The sequence below is a fragment of the Bacillus sp. 3255 genome, from assembly GCF_031456485.1.
In the GTDB taxonomy this organism is placed as follows: Bacteria; Bacillota; Bacilli; order Paenibacillales; family NBRC-103111; genus Paenibacillus_E.
Window position 1 is genome coordinate 83,937 of the sequence record NZ_JAVDUS010000022.1, and the last position, 21,161, is coordinate 105,097.

Below are 21,161 nucleotides of genomic sequence, written 5' to 3' on the forward strand. Positions count from 1 at the left end.
ACAGGTGATGTGTATTGTACAGTATGAATCTTACCAAAAAGGTGCGGATTTTAACATGCGCCGGGACGGCGGTGGACAGCGGAAAAAGCCTGCCGCTTTCGCGGCAGGCCTGCTCTTCTCACCGGTAACCCGTCGTATCCGCCGGCTTGCCTGCCTCCTGCACTTCAACCAGATACCGCCAGCAGTCCGGCTGCGAACCGTCAAGGTCATAAAATCCGTAGACCCTCGCGAGCTCGCCGCTTGAGAGTGAGCGGCCGTTCCAACATGCGCCGGGACGGCGGTGGACAGCGGAAAAAGCCTGCCGCTTTCGCGGCAGGCCTGCTCTTCTCACCGGTAACCCGTCGTATCCGCCGGCTTGCCTGCCTCCTGCACTTCAACCAGATACCGCCAGCAGTCCGGCTGCGAACCGTCAAGGTCATAAAATCCGTAGACCCTCGCGAGCTCGCCGCTTGAGAGTGAGCGGCCGTTCCATCTGGCGGCCTTCGAATCCCCGGCCAGTGCGGCAACCGCACGCCCGACGTAACGCGTCGATTCGGAGATGCCGAAATGCGGTTCGGCCGCCGTAGCGTCCCGCCAGTTCGCTTCCTTCACGCCGAAGTGCTCGAGCATGATCTCCGAACGCATCCATCCCGGCGTTAAAGCGACGGCCGTGCATGCATGAGGAGCGAGTTCATGAGCCAATGATTTGGCCATACGATTGACGGACGTCTTCGCCAGATCGTAGAACATGGATAAACGGTAGTTGGTATCGTTATACGTCGCCGTACCGTCCGTCATCTCTACGACAAGCCCTCCCGCGTTGCGAATTAGCAAAGGAAGCGCGAAATGGTTCGTTATAATGTGCGTATCAATGGCAAGCCGCAGCAAGCGAAATCCCTTCTCCAGGGACTGCTCCCACACCGGCACGTTCCACTCGGTCAAATGCTCGCCGCCCCAGATATCGTTGACCAGGATGTCCAGTCTCCCCTGCTCCTTCTCAATGCGGGTTATTAACGCTTGCACCTGATCGGGATCCAGATGGTCCACTTGGACCGCAATCCCCTGTCCGCCCGCATCGCCAACGAGCTCTGCGGTTTCCTCAATCGTCTCCGGGCGATTGTACTCGGACGGCTGCGACCGTGTCGTGCGACCTGTCACATAGACCATGGCCCCGGCCGCTCCCAATTCGATCGCGATGCCTCTGCCTGCGCCTCGTGTCGCACCTGCCACCAAAGCTACTTTTCCTTGTAAAGGTTTCATCTAGGGTTACACTCCTTCGGTTGATCTGTTACCAAGTATAACCCTTAAGTATGTCAGTTTATGTCATGGATAGCGTGACGGGTTAGCTTCGTTGAAGCTGAATCCAGAACCGCCTGACGACATTTCCGTCCTCCTCCACGTATTCCGATTCGAAGCGGCCGCCATTTTTGACAATAGTTCTTTCCGATCCCACATTCCCCTTATCGCAAACAAGCAGCACCTTGTCCAAACCCATCTCTTGCGTCACTTGTAAAGCCAATGCCAGAAGCGCGGATGCATATCCCTTCCGTCTTTCTGACGGGCGGATGCCGTAACCGATATGTCCGCCGCTATTTAGGAGCTTCGCGTTAAGTCTGTGCCTTATGTTAACGGCCCCGACAATCCGGTTGTGCTCGTTCACAAGCCAATAGGTCGAATGCGGGACAAAGCTGTGATCCTCGATTTTATCCTCCGTATCTTGCGAGTACAGGAAATTCACCATCGCCGTAAAATCGTAGGGCTCTTTCTCCACTACCCATGGAACGATATCTTCGCCGGTCGATTTCCAGTCTTCGTAAAACGATATGTACTCCTGCTTGTAGTCTGCTGATGGCTTGATCAGTTTGACGGATTGGTGCATGGTTTGGGCCTCCGAATGAAGTCTGTTTTTATAGTAGCATAGTGCTTAAAACTAGTTCTTATACTCATAAGGGGTCGCATAGAATCCGCTTGGGAGACAAGCCGTTTCTCGGCTCTATCAGGGACGGTGAGGGCGTGGAGGATAAGCTTTGATTCTTTGTTATTATGCTGTGTTTCACAGCCAGGGCTACCTTCTATGTTAAGATACAGCGACCGTAAAATGGAAAACCACCCTTCAATGATGATTAATCGTAAGGTGGTTTAAAATCAGCCAATAAGGTCGTATAACTTATTTAATTGATTGTCAAATTCCCCTAATTCTCCAGGTATGAACTCGTAATGATTTCCATCTTGATCCCTTAATATTAGTGCTTTGTTAGTAATATGGCCAGGCCAAACAATTCCTTTCATCCAATCAGTCCAATCTTGTTTTACATCTTGATAGCTTGGTGCTTTATGCATCGGTATCGTTGTGTATTTACTACGCACGCTTTCAGGAACGTTTATTCTCATAACTCCCTTATCTTTTGGGGTATATACGCTTTTAATGTAAGGATCGAGTTCTGCTTCTACTTCATGTTCCAACCATGTCGTTAGATAGGTGTTCCTAAATGCCTTATCTGATTGTAACTTATATATTCAAATCGCACCTCTTTGTTATTCTTAGGATGAGCTGTATCGTCATAGGTTGAATTTTTAAATCTAAAATTCACGCAGTCAATCACAATTACTTGAGAAAAGTTTTCTCTAATATACGCCAATACTTTCTTTTTAAACTTATACCTTATCTATCAGGTGAGCCTTCAGTTACATAATAAACAAGCACAGCAAAAATCAGGACAACTATCGCTGCCGCTAGCAGAAAAAACTTCTTTACTGAACTCATTCTGACCCCCATTTGAGACGGACTATCCAGTCCGCCTCAATTTCAAACTAGTAGTATTTTATTTTGCAGGTTCACTGGACACAAAGAAAACCCACCTGCGCTGGTTAGTCGCAGAGTGGGTGAATAAATTTATTCTTTCTTTAAGACATATGACTTAATAAGCTCTTTCCCTTTGAAATAATAAATATTTTCACAGAATGGGCATCGCCAGACATCAAATTGTGGTTCAAAATCAAATATGTCAGCACCTTCTTTGACTTTTTCTTGGATGTTCTCCCATTCACCATCCGAAAAAATTACTAATTGTACTTCGTTTGGACTGACAGAATTAGACAAGACCTTGCCACATGAACACCTGAAATTAGCCATCTCTTCACTCCTCTCTTTTCGTAGTTTTAGGCATCTTATCTGATTCTAGTCTAATTCGTTTATCCTTAAGCCATATCTCAGTCAATTTCTTGGGAAGATTCCCTTTCCTCGCAGCTTCTTTCAATGCATTCATGGCTTGTTTTTCAGTTAACCCTGTCTTTCTGCCATCAATGATGACATTAGGTGCTTGTTCACCAGCCTCTTTAATCCTTTTGGCAATAGTACTGGAGCTCGTTGATGTAGGGGCCTTAACTTCAAAGGGTTCACCATCAACATCCATATCATGATTTTTTTCCCTATTTCCCGTTTCGGGATTTATTGGTGCATCCTCATTATCTTTGAATACTACATTTTTACCAGCACGTGCAAGTACCTCACCTACATCTTGAGGAGAGCTAAATGGCCCTTCATCGGATTGCCCTTCTATACTTCCCCCATCCTTTTCCTCATAGTGGGGTAATCCTTCAGAGTTGTCCTCAACTGCCTGATTTATTGACAACATCAAGTAAAGGGCTAGTGGTGTATGTCCACTTGGGTCAATACGAGTTAAAGGATTATTTTGAACATACGTATACAAATTCAAACTCAGCGGATTATCAATCTGCCCCTCATACGTATCCTCATTAATAAAACGCCCCATGCTGGGATCATACCAACGTGCCCTCAAATACTGCAAACTCGTGGCATCATCGAACATTTCACCACTATACTTAAACGGTTGTGGTACATTTTCCTCTTGACTGACGATATTTCCCCAAATATCATACTGGTACGTATTAAGCTTCGTCATACCCGAACGATCCATTAAATTCACCACATCGCCATGGGCATTATGAACGTAATAACCCTTACCTGCGGAATCTTCTCGGGCTACAAGGCCATTTCCACGTATATACCTTGCTTTAAGCGTTGCTACCCCACCTACTACGTTTCCCTCTGCTATAACATTGGCGCCATTGTTGTAATACCGCGTCGTTTGCCCGTTCTCTGTACGTTCCCACAGTAGTCCGTCACCGTTGTATCTATAAACTACATTTCGACCATTCTTCGTTACAACATTCGTTAAACGATTACGCTTGTCGTACGTGTAGGAGGAGTCTGGACTGTCAAACGGATTATTGGTAGTCATACTTATCCGATTGCCGCGGTTATCGTACCCAAATGTCTCCCCGAATTGGGACGAAGTCGCAATGCGATTCAACTGATCGTACGTGAATGAGGACTCAGCCCCATTCTCTACTTTTGTCAATTGATTGCCATTGTTATCATGTGAATAGTTAAAAGTATTCAAAAGCGATCCATCTGATCTTTTCTCAGTCAGGGTACTCAGCTGCATACCATCGTAAATAAATTCCGAACTAACGTTGTTCCCTTGGTTGATATGTTTGAGTAAGTTATTCTTATAGTACTCATATTGAGCGTCTACATCATGTAGAGTTGGGCCCACGCTGATTAGACGATTACGTGAGTCATAGCCGTAATACGAGTTCGAACCGAATGGATCGCTGATATTCGTAACATTCCCTTGCATATCATAGCCATATTGCAGCGTTCGTCCATCGGGATATGTCATTTTATTCAGAATACCAAGTATATTATCGTACGTGTGGCTCGTAGTTCCTGTACTGTCCGTCATGCTCGTGCGTCGTCCTGCTAGGTCATGACCGTACGAGACAGCCTCCACAGGAATAGGTACGCCTGTCTGATCTAAAATATCTGATTGACGCAAGAAGTTTCGGTTATCGTAAGTATTTTTAAAATGAGTTCCATTACGGTCCACAACCCTAGTCAGGTTCCCATTTCCGTCATAGTACATCTTCTCAGTTTTATAAGTGGCATCTACCGTCCGTATGAGTCTTCCAATCTCATCATACGTATTTGTTTTGGTTTTTCCATCAGGAAACGTTGTTCTTGTTTGCCTGCCAAGCGGGTTATATTGATACCTTGTTGTCTCGCTTTTAGCATTCCTTACACTCGTTAATCTTCCTGCAACATCATATTCAAAATTAGTCACATTCTGAGGGATCACATTCTCAGTTAATGTAATCATATTGCCAACATAATTATAATCCATCGTTGCCAGCACATTCGTTTTTGTTACGCCATTTACAACTTTCGTTTCCTCTTTTTTCGTAGTACGCCCCAAAATATCCAGGTACTCTCTAGTTATATAGCCTTCAGCATCCGTACCCGTTTTAATGTTATGAATGTCGTCATAAAGTGCAGAAACCACAGCCCCATCTTCCGTTGTTACTGTATTCTGACGGCTCCATTGATCATAGCCATAATAAGTCTTATTTCCCCGTGCATCCTGACTCCAATCCATTCGACTGTGGGCATCATACTGGTATGTCGCTTTAATAAGCTGATCATTAATACCAACAGCTTCCTTCAAACCAATCGGGTTCCACTTTGTATAGGATTGGATACCGGTTTCATCCGTTATTCTTATAAAATTGTTCAAGTCATCGTACTGAATAGACAGGTTGCTCCCATCCGGATGAGTAGCTAATGTAACTCTCCCCAAAGCATCGTATTGATACAGTGTGGAATTGGTGTTCCCATCCGTATACTTCGTCAACTTTCCGGAAGATGGATCATATTCATACTGCCTGATAATTGTAGATACGTTACTATCTGCGTCATGTACCGTTGTTGTCGTTTGTGTCGGAAATGCCCCTTGGTACAATGGAGAGTATTGAATTTGTGTTAATGTATCGTTAACCGTTCCGTTCTTTACTCGAATCTGGCCGACATTCCCGGTTGAAGCATCAATATTCTCGTAATCTGTTTGCGTAAGCAATGTACCCGATGGGCTACCATCATACACTTTCTGTGAAAGAATTTTCGTAGGATGCGCCGTATCACGCGTTATTAACGTGTATTGTGTCTGCCCGGAATTGATTGGCTTAGATATGCTTATTAATTGATGATTAGCATCATAGCCACTTGTCGTTATGATACCCGCCGGATCTGTTGATTGGGTAACGTTGCCGTAATCGTCGTAAACGTTCGATGTTTGTGATACTAATGTTTCCGTAACACCTTGCTTCGACTTCGTCAACTTCGTTGTATTCGGAACGGTTAGACGTCGAGTCTCATCATAGGTATAATCGGTAGAATTTGTGTAGATGACATTATTATTATCTTTGGCAACCGTGACAACATTGGTTTTGTAGAACACATCTGGCGTATCAACGTCTATATAATCCTTTTTATTTGTGAAAGTGGTTTTGATCAATCCATCATCAACGGTCGCTGAGAAGCTAGGGATGTCCGAATTGTGAGGGCTTCCCATGTCTCCACTGTAAGAGATATCAATATGGTTATAGACCCTTGACGACCCATCGGAGAAAAAAACTTGATTCTCACTCGACTTGACTCGGTAGAACTGATTCATGCCATCATTAATTGAAACACTACCTTTAGGTCTCGTTCTTTTTATTTGCATAAGTCGGGTAGTAGGTGCTTCTTCATACGTATATACACTTTTGGCACCTGTCGGATGTGTAACCCCTGTAAGCAGCGCATATGCGTTATCCATTTCAGGAGTAGTACCTTGTAAATTGTACTTACTACCTTTAATTGCATAATCATACGTAGTTACTCTGCCTATGGCATCAGTTACTGATGCCAGTACCCGTTTACCATTTGGCCAAGAAAACCTGTATGTAATCGTTTTATTTCCTTTTGTTATCAAAATACTGTTATCCTGGGTGTAGGTAATAGATATGGTATTTCCTATGTTATCGGATATTGTACTTAGCCGCGGGTTTATTGGATCAACGTTATCGTAAGTGAATTGTATCTGATTGTTATAGGAATCAGATATTTGAATAAGTAATCCACCTGCAGCAAAATATTGATTAATGCCACTAATGGACTTTAATACTGAACCTGATTTGAGTCCATTTACAGTTACAGTACCATTATCCGCCTCAAATTTGAGGTCTTTCCAAGGATATCCAACCAGATTGTTATTATCGTCAATTTTATACACTCCAGATCCAGCCAGGTGAAGATATTTTCTTAAGTACGTATTGCTCTCAATGTAGTACTCAATGGATGATGTATTCCAACTCCACCCCTTACCGATAGGATATCTTTTTTCGTTATAAGGTTTTTCAGGAATATTTTGATCATCCTTTATGGTCATACCTGATAAAGCTGAATCAGAAGAATTATAAGTCCTACTCAGGGTAAAAGAAAGACCATTACGCCCTGGCAACGTAAATTCATTTTCTTGAATCGTAAGCCCACCAGACAATGTTGATACGTTTTCCTGATTAATCCCTATTGAAAAAGGGGCTTCGTCAGGTTTTAAGTTTACATACGAATAGTCCGGTTCAATAGGAGTGGTAGTATCGGCAGCTTGTACCTTACTTGTTTCTAAAACACTAAAATCTTTTTCCCCTACTTCATTCTGAATCGTACTTTCCGCATACACCGAAACATTTACAGCTTGCGGTTTAACTGTTTCTAAGCTGGACTTTATATCCATATTAGAAGCAGCTTGTTTCTGGTAGGCTTGTTCAATTTCATTTAGTGAATATCCACGATTCAGTAAGTTTTGAATATCTTCTTCTGTCTCTGAATAAACTTCCGTAATTCTTTTCAAAGATTGACTCGCACCACTTAGTGTACCCTTTGTTTCACCTACCTGCTGTTGACTTTCACTAGCATAAGAAACCTCGTAGATGTTAGACAATGGAAGTGTAGCGATACACAATACAACGAGAGTCAGTAACAATATTCTTCTAAATGTTTTCAATACTGGCCCCTCCTAGTTACTATTCGTTTGCTTGCCAGTAATATTTCCATTTGCATCGTACTGGTAGCCAGTATTGTAATTGAGCGTATATTTACTTACTTTAAGCGTATAAGAATTTGATGTACTGAAATCTCCATTGGCTCCAATAATTTTCACATAATAAAGGGAACCGGCATTCACTGGGAATATGATGTTCTCCGGCACACCTGCTCCACTTGCTGCCCCAGCAACAACAAAATTCATATTCGAATCATAAATGTGTACATCATAATTTTTGTCAGCAGGCATCTTAAATGTCACCCGATCGATACCAGTCGTTGGAGCGGTATACTTAAAGAAATCCATATCTATAGCTGAGTTAATAGCCGATGTATATTCGGTATTGTAAGCAATCGCAAAAGCTTGACCATTTGTATTATTTGGCTCATAGGCATTAGGGATACCCAAATTTGAGCGTAGAGCAACAGCAGACCATTCCATTCCGTCATAGGCCGTGACTCTAAAGTTCCACGTTCCATCGGGAATCGCCGAGGTAGTGTGCGTGATGGAACCACTGTTAACAACACCTGAATCATATCCTACTGTAGCCCAATTATCTTTCGACCCTTGAATGCGGTAACCCGTTTGAGCTTGTCCATCTGCATCAACATACGTCCATCCAAAAGTAAGTACATTATCACTTAATTGTTGACCGTCTGAATAGGAGGTAAGTGTCAAAGTTGGGATTCTATTTGGTTTAAAATAATAAATTGATGAGAATGCAGATGTACCGCCCTTATTATCTCTTACAGCGACTCTCCAACCGTATGTCGTACCCCTTGTTAAAATGTTTGATGGAATCTTGTAGGAATTAGAAGTAGATGCAATCCAACCAGAGTCGCTAAGTAATGTCGTTCCTGTTGAATTGTAAATCTGAACGTCATAAGCAGATTGCGTATCCCCTGCATCAGGATCTGAAAATGACCAATTTAAGACAGGATTTATACCAGCAACAAGTGTTGGAGTGGATGTAGATAGGTTACCAGGAGTAAGGCTACCTGGAATGTTCGGAACATTGTCCACGATAATATTGCTCGTATACATGGTGCTTGCGGTTCCCCAGAATCCATCGTTTGCAGTAATAACTATATTACTGTAGGAGCCAGCCGGAATGTTGTCTGAAAGAACATTCCACTGCAACGTCCATGTTTGTGGAGATGTTGTATTTGAAACTATAGTGGATTTGGTAACCCCAGCAATTGAAGCACTAATAGTCACATTGTCATTATTCCAGTCACTGATTGTACCCGTTAAAGAAATTATATTTCCTGAAACACTTTTATAAACTATTTGACTATTATAACTAATTGAATTAAATACAGGGTTTACATCTAATCTAGCAACGATGTACTGTTCTCGTCCATCTTCATCGTTCCTAGCATAGCTAATTGAATTTACATTTTGCAGATTTGGCCAGTATTGGGTTTCATCCTTTACAACCCAGTTACCAATTGACCAATCTACATATTGCCTTACTACAGTATTGTTATTATATAGAACAATATACTGTTCACGTCCAAGGCTATCGTTTCTAATATAACTAATGGATTTAGCATTTTGCAGATTTGGCCAATACTGCGTTTCGTCCTTTACAACCCAATTACCAATTGACCAATCTACATATTTCCTAACTACTGTATTGTTGTCGTAAAGAACAACATATTGTTCACGTCCATTGCTATCGTTTCTAACATAACTGATGGATTTTGCATTTTGCAGATTCGGCCAATACTGGGTTTCGTCCTTTACAACCCATTGACCTCCAATTGACCAATCGACATATTGTCTTACAACCGTATTGTTGCTATATAGAACAATGTACTCCTCTCGTCCAGAATTATCGTTTCTAACATAGCTAATGGATTTTGCATTTTGTAAATTTGGCCAGTACTGGGTTTCGTCCTTTACAGCCCAATTACCTATTGACCAATCGACATATTGCCTAATAACTGAAGGGCCCAGTCCAGCGCTATTAACAAGCAGGTTTGAATAAACATTGTTATAAACGGAACTAGCAACAGTTGGATTCGGTAGATTGTTAACATTACTAAGTATACGAGTGGAAGCATTGAGTATAATACCAAAACCAAAAGTTGTATCTCTACCTTCACTCCCTAAATCAATAACATGTTGGTCTAAATCTGTACGCAACTGGCTAGCAGTGGACGTTGGATTTTGCTGTTTTAGTTGCGCTAATTCCCCCGTAACAAAAGCCGCTGCCATTGACGTTCCGCTCAATATTTTATATCCGTTATTTAAATAAGTACTATTTATACCCACTCCTGGAGCGACTAACTCCAGTTCGTTTCCCGTTGATGATGAAGCAGCACGCTGAGAAAACTGATCTACAGCACCTACTGAAATTACTGAGCTATATTTAGCAGGGAATTGAATCGTATCTCCACTTCCATCCGCATTACCTGCATTACCTGCAGCTGCTACGACAAGTAAACCACTTGCATATGCATGATCTACGGCTTTATGGAGTACAGGCGAGTCTACACTTGTTGTCATACTTAGATTTGCAATGTCCATTTTGTTTTCGATCGCCCAATCGATACCTGCGATTACATCGGATAAATAACCGGCCCCATGTGAATCAAGAACCTTAATCGCATAAAGGGATGTTTCTGGTGCCATGCCGACAATACCGACGTCGTTATTTTGGGATCCGATAATTCCGGCAACATGTGTACCGTGTCCATAGTCATCATCGTAAGATGTAGTGTAGTCTACAAAAGATGCCCCGCCCTCTACGACCAAGTCCTCATGGCTTAAGGAAATGCCCGAATCTAATATAGCCACCTTAATCCCTTTGCCGGTATAGCCCCTGTTCCATGCATAAGTAGCTTGGGTAGCCGTAACCCCCCAATCTACAATCTGCCCAGCCGCTTGCAATTGAATATCCGGCTCAATCGACGTAACGGAGGGGTCGCTTTTCAGTTTTTCAATTTCCCTAGATGGCATGGTAACGGTTAGCAATGGTACATTTCTGCTCTCCCTCTTTATTTTCCCCTTTCCCTTTTGAATTAGGGACTTGTTAACACTTTTCTTATCTTTAAACGTAACAATGACGCGTTGTTCACTATCGCTCACTGCAGCTGTAATCGTTCCATCCTGATCTTTTAACGTTGTTGCAGAAACACCTCCAGCTGAAGAAAAAGAAAACAACAACACACCAACCAACAGGCTTAAAAAAATAAGCTTAACCTTCGGAAAATAATCCATAAACTCACTCCCATCAACAATTTATTCCAACAATTCCTAATATAAGTCAATTCCCCCTCCGAATCATTAGGTAATTTTGTCGAATCACCTCAAATATTGATAAATGCCAAACCGGTAAACTCAACACTATCCATCCACTTCAGAAAAGTTCAGAAAAAAAAGGCCACCGATCGCCGGCAGCCATAAAACTCCCCTATTGTTTTGCTACTCCGAAAGCTCGCACCACACTACCTCGACGAAATCCTCTCGCTTCCCATACCACTCCCTGAACTCACAAGGGTTTGAAATAACCTGCCATCATATCGATATGTGCCAGCCATTTGTTGTATAGGGCAGTACCGGGTGTCTTGAGGGAATCGAAGTCCGTTTTTGAAATCAATCATTGCCGGGTATTTACCTGTCTAATTATACAAGCGGTCGGTTTCCAAATAACCGTAATTTTGTCCCTGCACATACGGGCCGGAGATGATTTGATTGTTCACCTGCACTGTAGTGGAATAATCCAATACATCCGGAAACAAGGGAGCGTCTAATTTTTCATAGTTATCTATCCTTGGTAAAAAAAACAAGGAGCCGCTGCCTAGGCAGACCCGCTCCTTATATCGGCTGCCGAGACAGCAAACTCACTCATACCTGCCCTCGTTGAATAGCATTGCAGGCACTCAACCTATTACCGTCCGGGTCTCTGAAACCAAATCCACCGTGAGTTCAATGGCGGAGATTCTTGGAATGAACTTTCTCATTTCACCCGACCTCGCTTCCGATAATCAATGGCATTAATCATTCATCAGTTAAAAAAAGCCTGCGGATATCTGATCATTTCTTACTCCCCGAACCGAACCCGATCACGTATCCATCCGGATCTTGAACCGAGAAATCCTTCCAGGTTCCCCAATCATACTCGGTTACTTGAGGCTCGGAAGCAATCATGGCGCCATTAGATTTCAGTTCTTCATATAAACAATTCAGAGCATGATGGTCTTTCACATAAGCGTATGTATTCCACGTACCTTGGTTAGGTCTGACGTCTTCTCGATTCGCTGCTTGAAGCAACTTGAAGCCTAAGCCGAAATTGTCACGAATAGCCCAGTGTTCATTCACTTCGCACCCTAAGGCGTTCTCATAATACCGCTTGGACTTCTCGAAATCGGAGACCAACAGGACGGTAAGCGAATTCTCGACTTTCGTTCTCATCACTTCCACCATTCATCACTCCTTCGAAACTGGTAAAATCACCCATCCTCAGAATAGCGAATACACGTTCGCTTGTAAAGGAAATTTTAGCCTATGCGCTTCTCGATCCTGAAGAGCGCTTCCGGGGCGGCCAACAGCAGTACAATCGAGCCGTATAAACCGATGGTGTAGCTGGTCGAGTACTCGACGCCGGCAACCTGGTTAAGTCCGAAGGTGAACAAGTGAATGAGCATATTCGTGAAACAAAAAGCATAACTCCGAATCATCCATCTACGGTGCTGGGGAATCCGCTTTTTGAAAATATGAATAAGAGCAGCTGCCGTGAAGATCAACCAGAGGATGTTCAGCAGATTGAAGCCCATGCTGCTGATTTTCCCCCCGGTGGCGAACGGTGCCATGTACCCGGAAGTAAGCACGACAGCAAGCACGGACGCCGCATAGACATACCCGTTCAGGCGGTGTAAGGTACGGTGCTTCACATAGCTGCGGGAGGCAAAGTTAACGAGTCCCGATGCCATCGCTATACAAGCGAATCCAACATGAATGTACATGACCGTTAGCCAGATTCGGGGCTTAAGTTCACGCTCCAGATCCGCTTTATGACTTAGGAACGTCTCAGCGCCAGGGTTGATGATGAAGTTGTTAATCAGAGCATACAGGATGTATAAGGTACAGACACAAGCGATGATTTTATAAAAATGCCTATTCATGCTTTCCTCCCTCATGCCATACCCGCTTCCCGGTTAATTTCGACACCGGCAAAACACCGACTTTGGCGGTACCTGTCATCCGGTCCCCGTCAACCTCTGCTTCGAATTTCAAATTCAACCGCATCGGTTTCATAATCCGCAGCGACCAGCGAAGCATCCGGCCATCCAGCTCAGGATCGAGGAATGGGCTCACCTCTTCCCCCATAGTCGCCGTGCCTTGCAGGATGCCGTTATCCGACCGAATACGGAGCTTCACCTCCAGCTTGCCGACCGGCGTCGTGATTGTCGCATCCCATTCCCCGTCGAAAGCCGGAGCCTCGCCGTTATCCGCTGCAGCTTGAGGTCTACAAGGTGCGGACGGCAGTTCTCTAACCGCTCCCCCGCTTCTCGGGACTATACCATGATTGCGCCATACCGTTCCTCTCCGCTCATACTCGAACAACCGCTCTACCGCATGTGCAATGCGAGGCCCCAGTTCCCGTTCTACCAAATGAAGGGCGACATCAAGTCCCGAGGTTACGCCTCCCCCGGTAACGAGATTGCCGTCATCGACGACGCGGGCCGTAACCGGCAGTGCCCCCGCTGCCTCAAGCAGCCCCATCCCCATATGATGCGTTACAGCAGGCCGGCCTTCCAGCAAACCTCCCATCGCCAGCACCAGAGAACCCCCGCATACGGTGGCAACCACGATATCCGGCTGCTGAAGCGCCTGCTCAAGGATGCCCGTCAACGCCGTGTTCACGGCTCTGTTCAGAATGACCGGAATAGCGTCAGGACTGTCTCCCTCCACCTCGCCGGCTGCGCCGGGTACTAGAATAATACCTTTATGATCCAGACTAAGCTTGCTCTGCGCTTCGATTTTCAATCCGTTCACCCCGCTCGTCACGAGGCCCGCTCCTTCCGCCGCAACGAATTCCACATGCAGCGTACCACGAGCGGCAGCCCCCGCAGCGCAAAATACTTCGTAAGGCGCAATCGCATCCATAAGATCAAAGCCGTCGAACAGCACGATTTGTACGGTTAACATTGAAATAACCTCCTTCTAGTCTAGTAAGAATAGCAGAGGAACCTCTCGAAATAAGCCCCATAAAAGTAACAAAACGATAAACAAACCGTCACAATATGTGAGGGGCTCGTTTGTTTTGGCGGGAGAGATGTTACACTGGGATATAGAAGAGGAAGAGCATTTCGCTCCGTCTAGTGAAGGTGGGATTAGTGTGAATGAAAGACCGACGATCCTGGTCGTGGACGATGATCAGAGCATCGTTGAATTGTTGAGGGACTTTTTGGAGAACGATCATTTTAACGTCGTAACGGTGAATCATGCGGCACAAGCTTGGACGGCGTTCCAACAGCACACGGTACATGGCATCATCCTGGACATTATGATGCCGGGCCAGAGCGGCTTCGAATTCTGCCGGAACATCCGGGCGGAGAGCAGCGTTCCGATCCTGTTCTTGAGTGCGCGCAGCGACGATGTGGACAAGATTCGCGGACTGACGCTAGGCGGCGACGATTATATCGTCAAAACCGCTTCGCCCGGCGAGATCGTGGCTCGCGTGAAGGCTGTTTTACGCCGCACGAACACGTCGCAGCCAAACTTGGCCAGAGTATTGGACTATGGCCGTATCAAGTTCGATTTATCAACACGGGAAGTGTTCGTGGACGGCCAAACCGTTTCGCTCACGCCGAAGGAATATGAGCTGCTGCGATTGTTTGCGGAGCATCCGAGACATGTGTTTACATATGACCAATTGCTGGCGAAATTCTGGGAAGGCGTCGGCGATAAGCATACGATTCGCGTTCATCTCAGCCGGCTTCGCGAGAAAATCGAGCTCGATCCGGAGCAACCGCAATATTTGACTAATGTATGGGGAATCGGCTATCGCTTCGAGGGGGGCGTCCTATGAGCAAACTTCGTGTTCGCACGTATGCCTTGCTGAGCTTGGTGCTCCTCCTGACGCTGCCATGGATTTTCTTCGTAACGGCCCACTTCATCACAACTCAGTCGCTGCGGCTCGGAGCGGACCGGCCGAACTCGTCATACGTGATTCCCATGGTTGCGGCGTTCGCAGGGCTGCTGCTCGCCTTCGTTATTGTCGCCGTAAGGATGCGAAGGCTGCTTCTCCTCCCTCTGGAGAGGATGGGCCAGGCGGCAAGGCAAATTGCCGGGGGCGATTGGAACGTAACGCTCCCCCGAACGACGATCCGGGAAATCGCCGAAGTCCGGGACGGGTTCGAAATCATGGTGGATGCACTGCAAGCCGCGAACCGGAAGCAAGCGGCGCTGGAGGAGGAGCGGCGGTTCATTATTGCGGCCGTCGCTCATGATTTGCGGACGCCTCTGTTTGCTTTGCGCGGTTATTTGGACGGGCTCGAGCAAGGGATTGCCAGATCGCCGGAGCAGATCGCGAAGTATGTCGCCGTGTGCAAAGAGAAATCGGCGCAATTGGACCGGCTGGTGGAGGATCTGTTCACCTTCACGAAGATGGCGTATCTGGAAGGCGAACGCGTGGAACACATGGAACACGTGGAAATCGCGGAACGCACAGTTAGCTTGAACGCTATCGTTCAGCAGGCGATCGACAGTCTGAGACCGCAAGCACTGCGGAAACATATTGCGATCTCTGTCCATTACGCGCCGGAGGACTGTGAGCTTCAAGCGGACGCGCACTTGCTGGAGCGAGCCTTCAGCAATGTATTGGATAATGCTGTGCGGCATACGCCCGAGCATGGCCGCATTCTTGTACACTGCCGGCAGGAGGACGGCCGAATCACGTTTACGATCCATGATTCCGGGGCAGGCTTCGCGCCGGAGGAGCTCGAACGTATCTTCGAGCCGTTGTACCGGGGGGAGCAATCGAGAAGCCGGTCAACGGGCGGCGCCGGATTGGGGCTGACCATCTCGCAGCGAATTATCCGCCAGCATGGCGGCGAGCTTGCTGCGAGCAACCATCCGGACGGAGGAGCCGTCCTCTCCGGCTGGCTGCCTGCCTAGTGGTGAGGCAGGGTTAATCCGCCCGCCCCCGACGGGATCCCGCGCTGCGGAAGTCATAGCTAACGGACACTGCAGCCGTTAACTCCGCCAATATCCTTCCGCCACAAAACTAACGGACACCAGCGACGTTATGTGCCCAAAATCGGGGCGAAATCGAGCCCCAAGCGGCAAATAGCGGTACTGGTGTCCGTTACAATCTCAAATAGGCTCGTTTTCGCCGAATAACGGCAGCTGTGTCGGTTAGCCCGCCGGGGGAGCAAACCACGCCGGGTAAACAGCCTCATATTCGCCGTTCCGCCTCAAAAACCACCGGCGGATCCCCCGCCTTCAGCTGTACCGAGTAGTACAGCTCCCCCAGCGGCGACTGCTGAACAGACGCACCGGCTATTACGCAGGAGCGTACCCATGCCGGCAGCTTGACGATGACGGCCGTCTCCCGCTCGGCTGTCAGCTCCGCGCGGAACATCCCCGACTCGGTGTCCCATTCCATGGCAACCTGTCCCGTATGAAATCTCCAGCGGGATAATCTCCCCCGCTTGAACCGTCCGGGCAGCGCAGGCAGCAGCTTAACGAAGCCCGGCGATACTTGGAGCAGCATCTCCTGGACCGCGTTCACCCAGCCCAGATTGGCATCGAGCTGAACCGGCGCCGCCGTCATGTCCATCGACACTCCCATCCCGCGCCAATCGTTGTGCAGCGTGAATAGATTGGGCAGCAGGCAGGCTCTTGACATCAAATCCAGACACTCGAGCGAGCCGTCGCCATCACCCAGCCGGGCGTAGATGGCGGCCATGTGCCCGAGCGACCAACCGGTCTGCGCCCCGATCTCGCGCTTGCTCACAGCCTTCTCGAAAGCGCGGAACAAAGCGGGGTCCGTCTCCTCGGTCACTTCATGTCCCGGGAAGAGCGGATACAGATGCGACAAATGCCTGTGCGCATACCGGTCTTCGAAATCGGGATGAATCCATTCGCTCACCGCTCCGTCGCGGTTCACCCGGTATGCGGGCAGACGCCCCAGCATATCCCGCCACGCCGCCGCATCCTTCTCGTCACGGCCAATAGCCTGGGTCGCCTCGATCAGATGCTGCAGCAATTCCTTCATGATCGCGATGTCCATCGTCGCGTTGATCGTTGTCGGCATCGGATGTGCCAGCGGCTTGCCGTCTTCCGGCATGTAATTGAGCGGCGTGTTCTCCGGCGATACGGAAGGGTACATGTTGATTTGACCGTTATCGTCCGTCACGACAAAGTCCTGATAGAACGCCAATACCTCTCTCATGAAAGGAAGCGCGCGCTCCTCCAGAAACCCGGCCTCCTCCGTGAACCTGGCGTGCGTAATATAATGCTGGGCCAGCCAGCCGGCGGCTCCGGTCCAATTCAGAATGACCGGTACGATCTGGCTGGGTACGCCGACGCCCGCCGTTGTGCCCGCCGGAATATAGATCCCCCTACAGCCATACAGCTTGCGTGCATTGGTCCGGAAGTCGTCCATCAACCTCTCGTAATAGCGGAAAAGTGTCGGAACAAGCTCGCTTAATCCGCCGACATGCGCATGCCAATACATCATCTGGATGTTCTCGTTGGCCATGTTATGACTCCAGACGAGGCGGTAGTCCCCGCCCCATAAGCCGTACAAGCCAAAGGGCTCCGCCTCCTCCGAAGCCGACGTGCCGCTGAGGAACAAATACCTCCCGTACGCCCACATGTTGCGGATAAGCTTCAGCGGAGCCTCCCCCTCATAAGCATCCAGCAGCAACCGTTCGTTGGATCGAGGTTCCGCTACATCATCGCCAAGCTCCAGCAGCGCCGAGCGATAGAGCGGCCGATGCAGCGCGGTATGCCGCTCCAGCAAACGCTCATACATAGCGCCTGGACCCGCTGCTCCAGCCGAATGCAGCGCCGCAAGCTCGCGCTTCAAGCGCGGCCAGTCCTCTTCGCGTTTGCCGCCTACGAACACTTTGGCCAACACAAGCACTCGGCTGGCGCCATTGAATCGGATGACGCCAGCCGCATCTGCACTTGCACTTGCATCCACACCTGCATCCGCCCGGACCGCAAGCCCGCCATCCCGCACAATCCGCAGCACGGCGCCATAATCCGTGCCGTCATCATTGGTTGCCGCGTACCAAGCATGCACATCGTCAGCCCCCGTTGCCACGGAACGCTCCAGTTCCTTGAACTCCGGCGTATCCGCGAAGCGGTCGCTCGGATGAAGCTGCAGACCGATTTCCCCAGTGATGCCGCTTCCGCCCTCTCCCTCTCCCTCAATTGCATAGACGACGCAATCGTCGGCACGGGAAACGAACAATGTCCGCTTATACCGGCAATTCCCGTCGTTCCAAGCGACTGTAATTTCGCCGCTGTCCATATCCAGCTCCCGGCTGTACCCGCGGAACGCGTGCCGGCAAGGCATCGTCAGCCGGATGGCGGCTAGCGGGAACCTCGATGCGAGCTTCGTCGCGTAGCCTTGCTCCTTCAGCGCATCCGCCAGCTGCCAGCTCGCTTCCAGATAACGCCGCTTGTCCATCAGCTGCCGCGTCCGCTCAAGCGTGTAGCTGACATCGGGCAGCTCATCCCGATGCCCCCAATGCCACAGCTTCGCATGATTCAGCAGCACCGTTTCCTCCTGAACGCCGCCGAATACGGACGCGCCCAGCACGCCGTTGCCGGCGGGCAGCGCCTCGCGCCACATATTCCGCCACCAGGAGGCCGGATAGCTCAGCGTCAGCTTATCCGTATCGCGGAGCCGATGGAAGATCGCCGTCTCCTCATGCCGATTGTTCACGCAGCTTCTCCATCTCCACGCTGGCCAGCAGCAGCGGGGCGACCCCCATCAGCACGTCGCTGACAACCGCTTCGCTCAAATAATACGCATAGGAGCCGTCCCGGTATTTGCGGCCGCCAAGACCCGCACCGTGACAGATGCTATGCAGGTGCACACCCTGCTCGTCTTCCGTCACGAACCGCTGAAGAATCCCCTCATAAGCCCGTTCAACGACGCTCCGGTCGATTTCCGCCAAATAGTTCAGACGGATGCCTTTTGCGATGGCATAAGTCAGCATACAGGAGCCCGACGCCTCCAGATAATTGCCTTGTTGGCCATTACAATCCATAACCTGGTACCAGAGGCCGCTGTCCTGATCCTGCGCGCGCACGACGCTGTTCGCCATCCGCTCGAAAATACCCATCAGCTGCCCCCGCTTCGCATGCCCGATCGGGAAATGCTCCAGCGCATCGACCAGCGCCATGGCGTACCAGCCCATCGCCCGGCCCCACACATGTCGCGAACGGCCCGTGCCGAAGCTGTCGCACCAGCGCTGCTCCTTCGTCTCGTCCCAGGCGTGATGCAGCAAGCCCGTCTGCGGGTTGCGCGTCCGCCGCTCGACCAATAGCAGCTGATGCGCCGTCTCGTCGAACCAGCTGCTGTCGTCGAAGGTACGGGCATATTCAGCCATGTAAGGCGACGACATATACAGGCCGTCCAGCCACATTTGGAACGGGTATATTTTTTTATGCCAGAATCCGCCTTCATCCGTTCGGGGCTGCCCGGCCAGCTGCGTGATCAGCAAACGCGCCGCCTTCTCATATTTGCTTTCGCCGGTTTCCCTCCACAGCCGAAGCAGATTTTTTCCTTTATTAATATGGTCGAGATTGTAATCTTCCAATTTATAGCCGTGAATCGATCCGTCTTCTTGAACGAACACGTCCATATGCCGTTTGACGAATTCATGATATTTGGCCTCGCCCGTCCAATCGCCGAGCTTATCGATGGCCGCCAGCGCCATTCCTGCGACGTAGCCCCACTGGTTTGCAATTTTCGGATGATAGCCATCCACGCTATGCGATAAAATGGTCTCGCCAACCTTCACGGACATGCGTTCAATCTTCGTATCCAGCATAGAAGCCTTCATAGCTTATGCCTCCTTCGGTTTGGATGTTGTTATGGCGTAAACATCGGCAGCACGGTCAAATCCTCCGGCACATCGACGAGATACAAATTACCGTATCCATTCTTATCGCTTGTAAAAAGCACACGCTTGCCCCCCGCGTCGAAGCGCGGATGCGCATGAACCTTCTGCGAGTGGAAGCTGCAGCGCAGCTCGCACAGCATGCGGGGACCGTCATAAACGCCGTCCCGTTTCCGCCAGATGCTCAGCGTTTTCACATGGCCTTTGCCGTCAACAATCGCTTGCCCCAGGCCGTCGGCATACCCATGCCACGTGTCGAAGCCGAACTCCGTCTCTTCCAGCCCTGTATTGTCATACCGGATGCTGCCGAAGAAATTCGTTCCATTCGTCCGGAACCCGTGATAACCGATGGTGACGCCGTCCGGAAAGAAAAATTCATGCCCCACCTTCTCACCCGGTTCCAGCCGTTCGCGAATTTTCCACGCTTCACCCGTGCGCAGATCCAGTCCCCAGATGCGGTGATCGACCAGATGCCAAGGCCCTTCATGGCAAAAGGTCAACAGCCAAGGCTCCGTCGGAGACGCATTGATATGCGTGATGAAGCGGTTGGCTTCGTAGACGGTCTCCGCGCCGCCGGCTCCTGCATCGATGCGAACGATCATGCTGTGAGGAGCGGCTTCCATCAGCTCCCGGTGCCCGACATACCCGTTGCCGAGATCCAGGCGAATCCGGTGTGACAAATCCTCTTGCACACAGGTATAGATGTGTTTCCCATCCGCGCTGGCGCTAACATTGCCAAGATGATAGCCCTGCGGCGCTTCATAGACGTTTTGCTCTTCCAGGCTCGCCAGATCGAGGCGCACGAGCTGTCTTCCCAGCTTCACGTAAGCTGCACTCCCGTCCGGCAGCAGACAAGCATCGAGCTGGTCGTTCCCGGCATAATCGGTCAACTGCGTGATGACACCGCTCTCCACATGCAGGCTGAACAAATTCGTACTATTCCCGCGGTCCGAGACGAAGAGCAGACGCTGCTCCCCGTCGTACCAGCCGCTCTCGGTAAAATATAAATGATGGCTGTGCGCCTTATAATCCGTCAGCTGCGTGACCTCAAGGCCAGTGAACCGGTCCGTTGCCGATTTCCGTTCCGAGGGCCATACCGTTCCTTTTCCCATGTTATCGCCTCCTGATTCCTCTCTCGTCC

Annotated in this window: 15 protein-coding genes; 2 read left to right on the forward strand and 13 right to left on the reverse strand. The window is 49.0% G+C overall.

Going from position 1 to position 21,161, the window contains the following annotated elements; genetic code table 11:
• Positions 1-118: 118 nt before the first annotated feature.
• The 10 genes from J2X61_RS28595 to J2X61_RS28640 form a co-directional block, all read right to left on the reverse strand.
• Complete coding sequence (locus J2X61_RS28595) at positions 119-331, reverse strand: hypothetical protein (protein WP_396135521.1); 213 nt, start codon at positions 329-331, stop codon at positions 119-121.
• Entirely contained in the window at positions 328-1,239 is a 912-nt protein-coding gene (locus tag J2X61_RS28600; protein WP_310192856.1) for an SDR family oxidoreductase, read from the reverse strand. Before J2X61_RS28600 ends, J2X61_RS28595 begins: the two co-directional genes overlap by 4 nt.
• A gap of 82 nt (positions 1,240-1,321) precedes the next feature.
• A complete protein-coding gene (locus J2X61_RS28605; protein ID WP_274472754.1) occupies positions 1,322-1,858 on the reverse strand; it encodes a GNAT family N-acetyltransferase in 537 nt (178 codons plus the stop codon).
• Between the two features lie 266 nt (positions 1,859-2,124).
• Positions 2,125-2,442 (reverse strand): hypothetical protein, encoded by a 318-nt coding sequence (locus tag J2X61_RS28610; protein ID WP_310192857.1) that lies wholly within the window; start codon positions 2,440-2,442, stop codon positions 2,125-2,127.
• A 430-nt stretch (positions 2,443-2,872) separates the two neighbouring features.
• Positions 2,873-3,112: a hypothetical protein gene (locus J2X61_RS28615; RefSeq protein WP_310192859.1), complete on the reverse strand. Its 240-nt coding sequence runs from the start codon at positions 3,110-3,112 to the stop codon at positions 2,873-2,875.
• 4 nt (positions 3,113-3,116) lie between these two features.
• Positions 3,117-7,883, reverse strand: a complete 4,767-nt coding sequence (locus J2X61_RS28620) for an RHS repeat-associated core domain-containing protein (RefSeq protein ID WP_310192861.1) — start codon at positions 7,881-7,883, stop codon at positions 3,117-3,119.
• Positions 7,884-7,895: 12 nt separating this feature from the next.
• Complete coding sequence (locus J2X61_RS28625) at positions 7,896-11,150, reverse strand: S8 family peptidase (RefSeq protein ID WP_310192863.1); 3,255 nt, start codon at positions 11,148-11,150, stop codon at positions 7,896-7,898.
• Between the two features lie 816 nt (positions 11,151-11,966).
• Positions 11,967-12,356 carry a VOC family protein gene (locus tag J2X61_RS28630; RefSeq protein ID WP_310192865.1) on the reverse strand — a complete coding sequence of 130 codons (390 nt, stop codon included), beginning with the start codon at positions 12,354-12,356 and terminating at the stop codon, positions 11,967-11,969.
• A 74-nt stretch (positions 12,357-12,430) separates the two neighbouring features.
• Entirely contained in the window at positions 12,431-13,054 is a 624-nt protein-coding gene (locus J2X61_RS28635) for a DUF2306 domain-containing protein (protein ID WP_274472751.1), read from the reverse strand.
• Positions 13,047-14,081, reverse strand: a complete 1,035-nt coding sequence (locus J2X61_RS28640) for a DJ-1/PfpI family protein (RefSeq protein WP_310192866.1) — start codon at positions 14,079-14,081, stop codon at positions 13,047-13,049. Before J2X61_RS28640 ends, J2X61_RS28635 begins: the two co-directional genes overlap by 8 nt.
• 190 nt (positions 14,082-14,271) lie before the next feature.
• Between J2X61_RS28640 and J2X61_RS28645 the strand changes: the two genes are divergently transcribed.
• Positions 14,272-14,964, forward strand: a complete 693-nt coding sequence (locus J2X61_RS28645; protein ID WP_310192868.1) for a response regulator transcription factor — start codon at positions 14,272-14,274, stop codon at positions 14,962-14,964.
• A complete protein-coding gene (locus J2X61_RS28650; protein WP_274472748.1) occupies positions 14,961-16,052 on the forward strand; it encodes a sensor histidine kinase in 1,092 nt (363 codons plus the stop codon). Before J2X61_RS28645 ends, J2X61_RS28650 begins: the two co-directional genes overlap by 4 nt.
• Positions 16,053-16,332: 280 nt before the next feature.
• Here the strand turns inward: J2X61_RS28650 and J2X61_RS28655 are convergent, their stop codons facing one another.
• From J2X61_RS28655 to J2X61_RS28665, 3 genes are read right to left on the reverse strand one after another with little or no spacing between them, the layout of a single operon-like run.
• Positions 16,333-18,837 (reverse strand): glycosyl hydrolase family 95 catalytic domain-containing protein, encoded by a 2,505-nt coding sequence (locus J2X61_RS28655; RefSeq protein WP_310192869.1) that lies wholly within the window; start codon positions 18,835-18,837, stop codon positions 16,333-16,335.
• Positions 18,821-19,963: a glycoside hydrolase family 88/105 protein gene (locus J2X61_RS28660; protein ID WP_274472746.1), complete on the reverse strand. Its 1,143-nt coding sequence runs from the start codon at positions 19,961-19,963 to the stop codon at positions 18,821-18,823. Before J2X61_RS28660 ends, J2X61_RS28655 begins: the two co-directional genes overlap by 17 nt.
• 29 nt (positions 19,964-19,992) lie before the next feature.
• Positions 19,993-21,132, reverse strand: a complete 1,140-nt coding sequence (locus tag J2X61_RS28665; protein ID WP_274472745.1) for an oligogalacturonate lyase family protein — start codon at positions 21,130-21,132, stop codon at positions 19,993-19,995.
• Between the last annotated feature and the right edge of the window lie 29 nt (positions 21,133-21,161).

Coding starts and splice junctions, on each gene's coding strand:
- J2X61_RS28650 (WP_274472748.1), top strand. CDS start 14,961: ATGAGCAAACTTCGTGTTCGCACGTATGCCTTGCTGAGCTTGGTGCTC.
- J2X61_RS28660 (WP_274472746.1), bottom strand. CDS start 19,963: ATGAAGGCTTCTATGCTGGATACGAAGATTGAACGCATGTCCGTGAAG.
- J2X61_RS28630 (WP_310192865.1), bottom strand. CDS start 12,356: ATGGTGGAAGTGATGAGAACGAAAGTCGAGAATTCGCTTACCGTCCTG.
- J2X61_RS28665 (WP_274472745.1), bottom strand. CDS start 21,132: ATGGGAAAAGGAACGGTATGGCCCTCGGAACGGAAATCGGCAACGGAC.
- J2X61_RS28640 (WP_310192866.1), bottom strand. CDS start 14,081: ATGTTAACCGTACAAATCGTGCTGTTCGACGGCTTTGATCTTATGGAT.
- J2X61_RS28600 (WP_310192856.1), bottom strand. CDS start 1,239: ATGAAACCTTTACAAGGAAAAGTAGCTTTGGTGGCAGGTGCGACACGA.
- J2X61_RS28635 (WP_274472751.1), bottom strand. CDS start 13,054: ATGAATAGGCATTTTTATAAAATCATCGCTTGTGTCTGTACCTTATAC.
- J2X61_RS28615 (WP_310192859.1), bottom strand. CDS start 3,112: ATGGCTAATTTCAGGTGTTCATGTGGCAAGGTCTTGTCTAATTCTGTC.
- J2X61_RS28625 (WP_310192863.1), bottom strand. CDS start 11,150: ATGGATTATTTTCCGAAGGTTAAGCTTATTTTTTTAAGCCTGTTGGTT.
- J2X61_RS28605 (WP_274472754.1), bottom strand. CDS start 1,858: ATGCACCAATCCGTCAAACTGATCAAGCCATCAGCAGACTACAAGCAG.